Source organism: Butyrivibrio sp. AE2032, from assembly GCF_000702965.1.
In genome coordinates this window covers 138,483-150,827 of record NZ_JNLF01000003.1, presented here as the reverse complement: position 1 = coordinate 150,827, position 12,345 = coordinate 138,483, and the positions used below count along the sequence as shown (strand labels likewise).

At 45.1% G+C, this 12,345-nt stretch carries 9 protein-coding genes and 1 other RNA gene; 9 read left to right on the top strand and 1 reads right to left on the bottom strand.

From position 1 onward, the window contains the following. Nucleotides 1-127: 127 nt before the first annotated feature. From BO18_RS02465 to BO18_RS02450, 4 genes are all read left to right on the top strand, one after another. The gene (locus tag BO18_RS02465; RefSeq protein ID WP_034443315.1) at nt 128-307 is read left to right on the top strand and encodes a hypothetical protein; all 180 of its coding nucleotides are present in this window, start codon (nt 128-130) and stop codon (nt 305-307) included. A 170-nt stretch (nt 308-477) separates the two neighbouring features. Then, entirely contained in the window at nt 478-2,187 is a 1,710-nt protein-coding gene (locus BO18_RS02460; protein WP_034443313.1) for a vWA domain-containing protein, read from the top strand. A 76-nt stretch (nt 2,188-2,263) separates the two neighbouring features. After that, nucleotides 2,264-2,743 (top strand): RNA polymerase sigma factor, encoded by a 480-nt coding sequence (locus BO18_RS02455; protein ID WP_051688450.1) that lies wholly within the window; start codon nt 2,264-2,266, stop codon nt 2,741-2,743. Continuing rightward, nucleotides 2,736-3,611 (top strand): hypothetical protein, encoded by an 876-nt coding sequence (locus BO18_RS02450; protein WP_034443310.1) that lies wholly within the window; start codon nt 2,736-2,738, stop codon nt 3,609-3,611. The genes BO18_RS02455 and BO18_RS02450 overlap by 8 nt, the downstream gene beginning before the upstream one ends. 840 nt (nt 3,612-4,451) lie before the next feature. Here the strand turns inward: BO18_RS02450 and rnpB are convergent. Beyond that, nucleotides 4,452-4,930: RNase P RNA component class A (gene rnpB, locus BO18_RS32815), an RNA gene on the bottom strand. A gap of 141 nt (nt 4,931-5,071) precedes the next feature. On the opposite strand from rnpB, the gene BO18_RS02440 reads away from it, so the two are divergent. The 5 genes from BO18_RS02440 to BO18_RS02420 all read left to right on the top strand — a co-directional run bounded on the left by BO18_RS02440 (nt 5,072) and on the right by BO18_RS02420 (nt 12,334). Then, nucleotides 5,072-6,682 carry a DUF5722 domain-containing protein gene (locus BO18_RS02440; protein ID WP_034443306.1) on the top strand — a complete coding sequence of 537 codons (1,611 nt, stop codon included), beginning with the start codon at nt 5,072-5,074 and terminating at the stop codon, nt 6,680-6,682. Nucleotides 6,683-6,712: 30 nt separating this feature from the next. Then, nucleotides 6,713-8,431, top strand: a complete 1,719-nt coding sequence (locus BO18_RS02435) for an ArnT family glycosyltransferase (protein WP_034443304.1) — start codon at nt 6,713-6,715, stop codon at nt 8,429-8,431. A 165-nt stretch (nt 8,432-8,596) separates the two neighbouring features. After that, nucleotides 8,597-9,283, top strand: a complete 687-nt coding sequence (locus BO18_RS02430; RefSeq protein WP_034443302.1) for a hypothetical protein — start codon at nt 8,597-8,599, stop codon at nt 9,281-9,283. A gap of 108 nt (nt 9,284-9,391) precedes the next feature. Then, nucleotides 9,392-10,237, top strand: a complete 846-nt coding sequence (locus tag BO18_RS02425) for a patatin-like phospholipase family protein (protein ID WP_034443301.1) — start codon at nt 9,392-9,394, stop codon at nt 10,235-10,237. 30 nt (nt 10,238-10,267) lie between these two features. Continuing rightward, nucleotides 10,268-12,334: an oxidoreductase gene (locus BO18_RS02420; protein ID WP_034443299.1), complete on the top strand. Its 2,067-nt coding sequence runs from the start codon at nt 10,268-10,270 to the stop codon at nt 12,332-12,334. Nucleotides 12,335-12,345 lie beyond the last annotated feature (11 nt).

The following is a 12,345-nucleotide window of genomic DNA, read 5'->3' as shown; positions in this document are numbered from 1 at the left end:
GGGATCCGGTATTTTTGTTTCAAAATACACAGAGTTTTCACAATTTTTTAAAAGAAACCGATTTACAAATAACGGTTTCCGAGTAAAATAGTTTTTGGTTTTAGGGAATAAAAAGGAGACGTGAAAAATGGATAGAACAGAGATGATCAATTCACTAGCTGAGGCAATGGGCCTCAAGTCAAACGTTAAGGCAGATAAAGAGTTTTCAAAAAAGTATAATACAAGCACAGGTACAATTTACTGTAACAGAACAACAGGCGATAATTCAGCAGTAGCTGTATTCCCTGTAAAAAGACTTGCTATGTAATTGGTAGTACCTTTCATTTTTTTTCATATATTTTTTTAGGAAAATCACACTGATTGGTGTGGTTTTCTTTTTTTGCAAAAAAAAATTTGATATCTTGCAACATTTCTTTTCCCCCAACTGTATATAAGGTAGAACGGCAGATAAAGCCACATATATTGGAGGGAAAAATTATGAAAAAGAACTTTAGAAGCGTATCAATGTTAACCTGCACCGCACTTCTTGCAGGAGCTCTTACGGGATGTGGGGGAGCAAGAGAAGCTACAAGTGCTACAAGCGACGCTGCTGAGCTTACTTCACCTTCACCGTCAATTGTAGGCCACAGCTATGAAACAGAAGCAGCCTGTGAAGCGGTTTGTGAAGCACCTGAAGCGGCGCCTGCCGATGGTATGGCCAATTCAGTTACTTCATGGTTTGCATCAGGCAGCAGCAAAACTGCAGATCAGGCTGCCTACTGCTACGATGATTCACAGTGGGTGATTCCGGAGGTCAACTCTGAGTCCTATGAAAAGCCGGAGGAAAACGGTTTCTACTTATCAAAGTCACAGCCGCTTTCAACCTTTGCTGCTGATGTGGATACTGCATCCTACGCAAACATAAGGAGGATGATAGAAAACGGATATGGCCCGGAGGAAATAGCTTATGAGGCAGTTAGACCTGAGGAATTCCTTAACTATTTCTCATATGATCTTAAGAACCCAAGAAAGGGCGAGAAATTCGGGGTGACAACAGAGCTTTCCGGATGCCCATGGAATGATGACCACGATCTTTTATTTGTCGGTGTTAAGGCTGAGGATGTTATGCACGGGGAGATTCCCGACAGCAACCTGGTTTTCCTTATTGATGTATCAGGTTCCATGGCAAGCCAGAACAAGCTTCCTCTTCTTCAGGACGCTTTCACTGATCTGGTTGATAATCTTCCCGGTGAAGGAACTGTTTCCATCGTTACCTATTCAAGTTATGAAGAGGTGGTTCTGGACGGAGAGTACATGAGCCACAAAAGAGCTATTAAAAAAGCTATCAATTCTCTTTCTGCAGGTGGATGCACCAATGGCGAAAGAGGTATGGAAATGGCCTATGAGGTTGCTATGGACCACTTCATTGAAGGCGGCAACAACCGCGTGATCATGGCTACTGACGGTGATCTTAACGTTGGCATCTCTGATCCTGACGAGCTTGAGAAGTTCATCGAGAAGAAGAAAGAGAGTGGCATCTTCCTTTCAGTACTTGGCTTTGGTGATGGCAACTACAAGGATGACAGGCTTGAAAGACTGGCTGATTGCGGAAATGGCAACTATTCCTATATTGATTCAAAGACAGAGGCCCACAAGGTTCTTGTTGATGAGATGAGCTCAACACTTGTAACAGTTGCCAAGGACGTTAAATTCCAGGTGGAGTTCAATCCTGCAACAGTTAACGCCTACAGACTTATCGGCTATGAAAACAGACAGATGGATGCTGTGGATTTCAACGATGATACCAAGGATGGCGGAGAGATTGGTTCAGGTCACACAGTAGTAGCTCTTTACGAGATCATTCCTGCAGACAGCAAGGCAGCCATTGACCTTAAATATCAGAGTGTTGATAAAAACAACTCATCTGACGAGTTTGCTACAATCAAGATCCGCTACAAAGAGCCTGATGAGGACGAGTCAAAGCTTCTTACTTTTGTTGCAGATGAGAGTGATTACAACGTAAGACCTAGTGAGAACCTTGCTTTTGCAGAGCTGGTATCTGAGTTTGCAATGCTGATCGGTGACAGCGACTATGCAGGAACCATTACTTATAAGGATATCCTGGCAGGATACAGAAAGCTTGATAACACTGATGATTACAAGGATGAGTTCTACAATCTGGTAAGAATGGTAGAAAAGAGAAGCTGATATTTGATATACTGTCTCTCGGGAGATGCGTGGAATAAGGCGTTTTCGCAATTTTATCTCCCGGGGGACTTTTTTTATGAATGATATGGAAAGGGCAGGGCTTTTGATAGACCAGTATGGCAATGCTATTCTGCGACTGGCCTATTCGTACCTGCACAGTATGGAGGATGCAGAAGATATCCTGCAGGATACTCTTTTGCAGTACATAAAGACGAAGCCCCAGCTGGAGAGTCCGGACCACGAGAAGGCCTGGCTACTGCGGGTGGCGGCGAATCTAAGTAAGAACAAGATTCAATACAACAAGATCAGAGAGACTGATGAACTGGCGGAAGAGCTGGTTGGAAAAGAGGAAGAGGACCTGGCTTTTGTGTGGGATGCGGTAAAAAAGCTTCCCGAAAAGTACAGGGAGGTGGTCCATCTCTTTTACCAGGAAGGTTATTCCACTAAAGAAATATCCGGTATCCTGGGCCGGAAGGAAGCCACGGTCCGATCGGACCTGCTGCGAGGGCGAGAGCAGCTCAAAAAAATTTTGAAGGAGGATTACGACTTTGAGTAAATATAATGAAGCCATGGATAAAATTGAAGTCTCAGCTGAAATGAAAAGCCGTATCCTTCAGAATCTGGCAAAAGAGCTGTCTGAGGAAGCAGCTGCTCCTTCGGAGAGCGCAGATGCGTCGAATTCTGAAAAAGTCCTCAATAAGGATGATGCTGTGGATGAGCTTGTTGCTAAGAAAACAGTAGCACAGGTAGAAGAGAAAACATTAGCACCTGAGAATGATAGTATCGATAGGGTAGAGAATAAGAGTAAAGTGATTCAAGAAAATGAAGAATCTGAATGGGAGCAGGCTTCAAGGAAGAGGAAGAACCTCATAGCCTTTAGGCGCTATGGTGCTCTGGCAGCTACCTTCGCTGTTCTTTTCCTTGGAGTGACAGCTCTTATGAGAGCCCAGGGCGGAAAACTCAGTAGTACAGCACCATCCTACAGCGCAGAAATGGCAGTAGACAGCGCTGTGATGAGCGAAGCGCCGGCCTACGAAGAGGCTGCGACAGAGGCAGCAGTAATGAGCGAAGCTCCGGCAGAAGCCCCAGTAATGAGCGAAGCTCCGGCAGAAGCCCCAGAAATGAGCGAGGCTACGCAGGAGGCTGCAAAAGTTACTGCAGGCGCTGCATATGAAAAAGCTGCAGGTACAACGCAAGACGCCGCTTATGCCACAGAAAGTGCAGCAGAGGTTGAGGAAGCTACAGATTCAGATGCAGATGAGACTGCGGAAGCGGCTCCTATCAGCGGCCCGGGTGCTGCAAGGGTCCTGGTGCTTCTTTTGGGATCAATCCTTATGCTTGCCCTGTTTGCCGGAGCAATTGTGGGAATTATATTTCTCATCAGGTTTATAGTACAGAAGGTTAAAAAGCGATATAAACCATAATCAATTCCCGCTTTATAGATTTTAACAATCCCCAGATATCTATCAATGACCTTTTGCGGCATAAAGCCTTGCGCCCCCATTCATTGGATAAAATGCTTTTAAGCAACACTCCCCGGGCGCTTCGATTTATTCCACGGTGTCATTGACAGCTATCCGGGGGTTGTTATTTGGTCTGTAAGCGGGTATTGATTAAGTGGTGCCCTACCGTCCCAAAGCACGTTTAAGGCATCTTTGTACATCTCCGGGTGACTATCCCAAGAGCCGATTTTTACGGCTTTATTTACATTTTCCTCAAAAAAGATGTCAATAAAAAAATGGAGTACGGCTTATTTTTCATTTTCTTTAAAAAAGCTGTAGGAATTACTCTCTATCAGGTGATTTTTCGTCCAAAGTACGGCTAGAATAGCAATATCAAAATTAAGACGTAACGATTTTGCCGTAAGCCCACGAAAATAGCAGTTTTTATACTGCTGGAAAAACAAAAATGAAATTTTAGCAGTAGCGGAAAGACTATCTATACATCTGAATTATCAAAAACCATGAAAAAGACGTAAATAGGATCTTATATGGCCATGCGATCCTTAATCAATACCCGCTTACTGACCGAACAACCATCATTAGATATCTGTCAATGGAACCGTGGAATAAACCGAAGCGCCGGGGGAGATGCTTGAACGCATTATATTAAGGAGGTGAGGGGCGAGGATTTATGCCGCGAAAGTCCATTGATAGGTATCTGGGGATGGTTATAATAATTAAAGCGGATATTGATTATATCTGTGGGTGCGGTTTTGTTCAATAAAAAATGACTACTTCCGGGAATCCAGAAGTAGTCATTTTTTAATGAGCAGAACTATAAGCCGGGTTATGTCGTGGACGATCATCTATCTAGGACTGCTGTCGCCAACAGCCTCAAGCGACCCACCTGAGAGCGAACCGGGCAAGTTCATGGCTCTCTTTTCGGTCTTGCTTCGAATGGGGTTTACATGGCTACTGATGTTACCACCAGCACGGTAGTCTCTTACACTGCCTTTCCACCCTTACGCTAGCGAGGCAGGCTGGCGTACTCGGAATGCAAGCATTCCTCGTTACGCGGCATTCGCCGCATGCCCGTAATGCTCCGTGCCATATTTCACGCAAGCGTGAATATGTCCGGTCCCATCACGGTCGCCCGCCTCATTGCTAACGCGGTATATCTCTGTTGCACTATCCTGGGAGTTGCCTCCACCAGACGTTATCTGGCATCCTGCCCTGTGAAGCCCGGACTTTCCTCTCCTGTGCCCTTTCGTCTGCACAGCAGCGATCATCCATCCTGCTCATGGAAATCCATTGTACCATTAATTTGAAAAAAGTAAATTGATTATCCCTCGTTTTTTCGATATCATATTATTGGTGCGTTATAAAAACGCCGCTTCTTCGCTATTGGGGGCGAAAATATAAGAAAAAGTATGAGGGGTTATATGTCAAAGAAATTCTTTTCAGCACTTTCTTTAGCAGCATTAACAGCTGCGATGATACTAAGTGTCTTTTATCTTGCGCCTGTTCGTGCAAGGGCAGAAGGGCTTGGAGCAGTAAATATCAATTCCGTATCTATTACGGGAGAGAATGTAGTTATAAATGTATCTGCTTCAGATCTTCCATCCAGCGACGATGGAGTTTACTATCTGTTTGCTGAGAAACCCTACCAGGGAAAACCTGCAGGTAATCCTATAGCGCAGCTTCCTGTTTCCGGAAGTGCGGTTTTCACAGTTCCATTGGGATATCAGACTGCTAATTGCCATTTGTATGATAAATTCCAGGTTGCCGTAAAGCAGGGTGGATCTTTTGTTGGCGTGGCAGGAGCAAAGTACATCACAAATCCTGAAGCTTTGGCAGGTGGTTCTCCTGCAAGGAAGAATAACGGCAAGAAGGGCCTTATTCTGGACGGAGCCAAGATCGGTAACGGCAATACAGAGGCTCAGCAGCTGGGCGTTCAGCAGGGAGCTTACAACATAAACCTTACTGATGTTATCGGCGGAAACAAGGCAATCGAGTACGGCTATAACGGAAAGACCTATTATTTTGATTCTGCTTACATGGGTCAGTATGATCACTGTGTCCGCACCAGCACAAGTCAGGGAATGGGCATGACCATGGTTCTTCTTAACCCTTATTCAAAGGGAGAGGAGTTCATGATCTCACCTACTGCAAGGGGCGGAATCGGAAGATCAAATTATTACCTGATGAACACTTCAGAGGATAAGGGCCTTGAGTACCTTGAGGCAGTAGTGTCCTTCCTGGCACAGAGATATAACGGAAAGAATGGTCAGGGACAGGTTGATAACTGGGTTATTGCCAATGAAGTAAATGCCAAGAATGTCTGGAATTACTCAAATGTTGCAGATGAGATGTCTTATGCTCAGCTTTATGCTGATTCAGTGAGGGTGTGCTACAACGCCATTAAGAGCAGAAATGCCAATGCCTATGTTTGCATAAGTCTTGATCATAACTGGACCCACACACATAACACATCCTATTACTCTGCAAGGAGTATGCTGGAGGCAGTAAATGCCTGCATTTCAGCTCAGGGAAACATTGGCTGGGGCCTGGCGGAGCATCCATATAACTATCCTATGACCTGGACCAGCTTTTGGACTCCAAAGAATCCGGAAATGATCGTTCACACTATTGACACACCGTATCTTTCAATGGAAAATATAGAGCAGCTGACAGATTATATGTGCCAGCCGGCTATGCGTATGCCAAACGGAGGAGTCAGACCTATACTTCTTACTGAGATTGGATATTCTTCAACACAGGGAGAAGAGGCTCAGGCAGCTGCCATTGTTTACGCATACCAGCGCTGTGTAACAAATCAGCACATCAAGCTCATTGCATTTAACAGACAGACCGATTTCCCTCTGGAGGTAAGACAGGGACTTTCCGTAGGCCTTACCAGACAGGATGGCTCAAGGAAGCTAGCTTTCGAGTTCTATCAGGGAATGAACGGTGGAAATGCCGGCTCCTACATTAACAGGGCAGCATCCTACATGGGAATCACCGACTGGAACGGTGCAATGCATGCCAGATAACGAAAGATATACTAACCGGGAAGTAATAATATGCGCATAATTGATTATTATAATTATATAGCTACGGCTGCCTACATCCTTTTGGGTGTGGCAGCCTTATGTTTTTCTTTGAAGAGGCAAAAGAAAGGCGGGAAGTATTTAAGCGATTCCATGACGGCTGTTTTTTTTATAGTCATCATGCTTCTTGCAGCTTTCCTTCGCCTGTATAAGCTTGGAGAAGTGCCCTATGGACTTCAACAGGACGAAGCTTCTATCGGCTACGATGCCTATACACTGGCGAAATTCGGTATCGACAGAAATGGCTACCACTGGCCAATCTACCCCATTACCTGGGGTTGTGGTGGTGGAAGTCCGCTCCTTATCTATCTGAACGTCATCAGCATCTCCCTGTTTGGCACCGGGATCTTTAAGCTTCGCCTTATCCCTGCCATCTGCGGAATCCTGACAGTTGCACTGTTTTACGCATCTTTGAGGCTCATCTTTGGACAAAAAGCCTATAGGAACGAAGTATCACTTCTTGGCGCATGTTTCCTGGCTATATGCCCCTGGCATGTGATCCTTTCAAGGTGGAGCCTTGATTGCAACATCATGCCCTTTAACATGATGCTTGCAGTGTATCTGTTTTTGCTGGCTGTGAAAAAGAGGAGTACTCTTGTTTACTGCTTAAGCGCCGCAGCTTTTTCAATCTGTATGTACAGCTACGGAGCAGCAACCATCGTTGTTCCCATATTTCTTTTGCTGATCTGTCTGTATTGCCTTTGGATCAGTGTGCTTGATGTTAAGCAGCTCATCCTTTCAGGAGTAACATTCCTGGTGGTATTCTTACCCCTCCTGATATTCTACGGAGTAAACTATCTGGGGCTTCCGGAAATAGTAACAGATGTTATATGTTTCAATAAATTCACTGCAGCAAGGACTGGAGAGGCTTTTATCTCCTTTGGAAATGGCTTTGGAGCTACAGCGCTGTCAAATCTTAAGTCAATGCTTCTTGCAGTCTCCATCGGTGATGACAGGCATACACTTGCCCATTATTACCCAGGATATGCTACTTTGTTTGAGTTCACGTTCCCTGTCACCTTCATAGGCTTTATCAGTGCTCTGGTAACCTTCTTTAAAGGGAAAAGAGCTAAGGATGCAGATAAGGTCTATCTTGTAGGAAACGGAATATTTCTTTTCATAACACTTGCTTGTGCAGTGCTGGAAATCGTTATCCTTCCTGATATCAGCAGAATGGTAATGCTGTTTATACCGGTTATTTACTTCTTCGTGAAGGGAGCAGCAGCTATCCTTCAGGGCGGAAAGGCATTCTTTATTGCGGTAGCAGCTCTTTTGCTGGTGGGCGGAGCTTCCTTTGCAAAGGACTACTTCACGGATTTCAACCAGTGGTCTATAAGTATCTTCATGCCGGGCTATGGAGATGCTATTAAGAGAGCTTACGAGATAGCAGGGGATGAGAGACAGATCTATTCCACTTATGAGGGACTTTCTTCGCCCTTTATGCTGGCTCTTTATTACAACGAGTATGACCCTTACAAATTCTATACAACAGTAGAGTATAAGGATGATAAGGCAGAATTCAGAATTGCCAGGTCCTTTGGGAACTTTACCTTTGAGCTGCCGGAAAATGTCAGCAGCAAAGCGGATGAAGGGGATGTATTTGTGGTTTCTACCAGTGAGGAAGGACTATTCGAAAATATAGAGTCTCTCAGCGTAGAAAATTACGGTGGTTATCTTGTGATTTACAGATGATTACTGGGGTTGCAGCTCTTTCGATAACAGGAGTTTCTAAACAGTTTGTAACTTTCTTAAAAGACAATTAAATGTCACTTCAGGGTATGGAAATGCAACATTATTTCTACCATAATAGTTGTACAGCACATCTGAAGCTGAATTATATTGTTGGAGGGAAAGGTCATGAAGAGACGAATTTTTTCTGTGATAATTACTATGGTAATGGTACTGAGTCTCTTTATTTATCTGGGCTCCGGCGATAATTTCCCCGCATCAACCGTATATGCAGAAAGCAGCCTCACACAGGGAATTACTATTGATGAAGAGTATCTTATTCCCGACAGTATTGGCTGGTGCACCTATTATGTTATCGTTGCAACGAATAACACCGGATCTGATATCAGCATAAGTGCTGATTTCTACGCAAAGGACAGAGCCGGAAAGGTGATCAAGAAAGTTAACGATTATTCGGAGGCAGTCAAGAAGGATCAGCAGTTCATTCTCTATGGACAGTTCCTGAATGAGGAGGCAAGAGGTGCTTCTGCTTACGACTACAAGTACATAGTGACTCCTACCGATAAATGTGCTTATACATCAGTTGCACTGGATACCAAATCAATCGGCAAATGCGTTGAAGTGTCAGCCACCAACTATTCAAAGTTTGACATTCAAAGTGTCGGTGTAAGAACTGTGTTTATGAAAAATGGAAGAGCAGTTGCTTTCGATACTGTGAACATCGCAGACAGTGGGATCATCTTCCACGGTGGAAGCACAAACTCCCAGATTATCGGATATCAGGCAGGAGATTATGATAACTACGTTCTGACCTACACATCAGTAGGCACACAGGCTTATAAGGGAGACCTGTAATCCTGCAACTTCAATATGAACTTATTTGGGCCGCCTGGGCATTAAAATAAATGCTGCAGGCGGCTTTTTCGTGGTAAAATTAGTTGATGTTTTGAAAGGACTTTGAAAATGAGAAAAGGTATTGTTATGGAGGGCGGAGCCATGCGGGGGATGTTTACCTGCGGTGTTTTGGACGTCCTTATGGAAAATGATATTTCTTTTGACGGAGCTGTAGGTGTTTCTGCAGGTGCTACCTTCGGTTGCAACCTAAAGTCCCATCAGATTGGCAGAGCTGTGCGTTATAACAAGAAATACTGCAAGGATAAGCGCTATCACAGCATCAGTTCGCTGCTTTTTACCGGTGATATTTATAATGTACCCTTTTGCTACGATGAGCTTCCTTACAAGTTGGACAAGTGGGATACTGCGGCTTTTGAGGAAAGCCCAATGGAGTTCTACTGCGTGGCAACGGATATAAACACCGGAAAACCTGTGTACCACAAGTGCGCTAACGGACAAAAGGAGGATATCACCTGGATCCAGGCTTCGGCTTCTATGCCACTGGTTTCAAGGCCCGTAAAAATAGACGGCGGTCTTTATCTGGACGGAGGCCCATCGGATTCCATTCCTCTTAAATTCATGGAGGATAAGGGCTACGACAGGATCCTGGTCATTGAGACTCAGCCAAAGGACTACGTCAAAGGTCCACAGAAATTCATGCCCCTGGTAAAGCTAATGCTCAGGAAATACCCTGAGATGATCCACTGCATGGAAATAAGGCACCTTATGTATAACCAGGAAAAGAGATACATCCGGGAGAAAGAGAATAATAATGAAGTGCTGGTCATAAGACCCAAGGCACCACTTAACATAAGTCCCATAGAAAGTAACCCTGATGAGCTTGAGAGAGTATATCAGCTGGGAAGAGAAGCGGGACAGGAGAAATTAAAAGAGCTTTCAGAGTTCTTTTCATAAGAAAATAAGACGTTGGGAGATTTGAATATCATGGAAAAGAGGCTTGAACCCTTATTTACACCATGGAAGATAGGAAATTGTGAGATCAAGAACAGGATCGTTCTTACATCCATGGGAGGAACAGATCTTTTTGGATGGATGGAGAAGAACCACTTCGACAAGGAGGGGGCAAATTTCATCCTTAAGGTGGCTCAGAACAATGCGGGACTTGTGCTTCCCGGATGCCAGCCTGTATATAATCCCATGTTCGGACAATGGCTCTACAAGAACACCAAGATGTATCAGGACCTGGCTGAATGGATGCCTGAGTTTCATAAGACAGGGGCCAAGCTCTTTGTTCAGCTCACAGCAGGCTTTGGAAGAAGCTTTACCGTCAGCACAATGATGGAGAAGCTCTACAATAACGGCGCGCTGAAGGTTCTTAGTAAGCCTTTCATGGACCTTGATAAGATAACAGCTTCTGCCAGCCCATCCCCTAACAGATGGTCAGATAAGCTTCCCTCAAGGGAGATGACCAAGGAGGAAATCCACCAGTTTGTAGTGGCGTTTGGAAAAAGTGCCAAGCTTCTTAAGGATGCTGGAGTTGACGGCGTTGAGGTTCATGCTGTCCATGAGGGATATCTTCTTGATCAGTTCACACTTCCTTACGTGAACAAAAGAACTGATGAATACGGCGGAAGTTTTGAGAACAGATATCGTTTCGCCGTTGAGATAGTAAAAGAGATTAAGGAAAAATGCGGGAGAGACTATCCGGTTTCTCTTCGCTACAGTGTTGTTTCAAAGACAAAGGGCATGAGGCAGGGAGCACTTCCGGGCGAGGATTATGTTGAGGCAGGAAGAGACTTCGAGGAGTCCAAGAGGGCTGCGAAATACCTTCAGGACGCAGGCTACGACATGCTCAACTGCGACAATGGTACCTACGATGCCTGGTACTGGGCACATCCACCTATCTACATGCCTGAGAACTGCAACCTTCAGGATGTGGTGGAGCTGAAGAAATATGTGGACATTCCTGTTGTTTGCGCAGGAAGACTTGACCCAAGAGTTGCAGCCGACACTATAGCTGCAGGAGACTTGGACGGAGCAGGTTTTGCAAGACCTTTCCTTGCGGATACCCAGTGGGTTACAAAGCTCATGGAAGGTAGGGAAGAGGATATCAGACCATGTATCCTCTGCCACAACGGCTGCTTTAACATGTGCCATTATAAGGGCGTTCCCAATGACCAGGCTCTTTCTGATTCACTGCACCTTGCCCGCTGCGCAGTAAATGCAGAGACCATGCAGACCGACAAGCACTTCATCAAAAAGACCAAACACCCCAAGACCATCCACATTGTTGGTGGCGGTATTGGAGGTATGGAGACAGCCAGGGTCCTTAAGCTTAGGGGACATTTCCCTGTTATTTATGAAAAGAGCGATGTGCTGGGCGGAACCTTTATCCCTGCCAGCGCAGAGTCCTATAAGGGAAAGCTTCGTGAACTCCTTACCTGGTACAGAAGGCAGATGGATATCCTGGGTATCGAGGTTCACCTTAATACATACATCGATGATCCAAGGAAATTTGGCAGAAAGAGCGATATCATCATTGCTACAGGTTCAAAGCCAAGGCTCCTTAGAGGCGTTCCCGGCTACGAGAAGATGATCGAAGCCTGCGAATTCCTTAATGGAAAAGAGGTTGGAGAGACCGTTGCAGTTATTGGCGGAGGACTGACAGGTTCTGAGATTGCCTATGAACTGGCCCTTCAGGGAAAGAAGCCCATTATCGTTGAGATGAAGGACGACCTGGTTTCCCAGACAGGCGTTTGCCTTGCCAACAGTTCGTACCTTCGTGAATGGTTTGAACTCCACAAGGTGCCTGTATATCTTGAGACTAAGCTTAAGGAAGTAAAGGACGGTTCCATCATCTGCACAGACAAAGACGGCAAGGAAATAGAGATTTCCTGTGACAGCGTTATCAGCTCAGCCGGTTACATCCCGGATCCTGTCACCAAGGAAAACGACAGGACCAGCAACATGGACTATGTGGGAGACTGTCAGAAGATAGGAAACCTTAGAAGTGTTATCTGGCGTGCCTATGAGGTGGCCATGAGACTGTAAGAGGATATGTG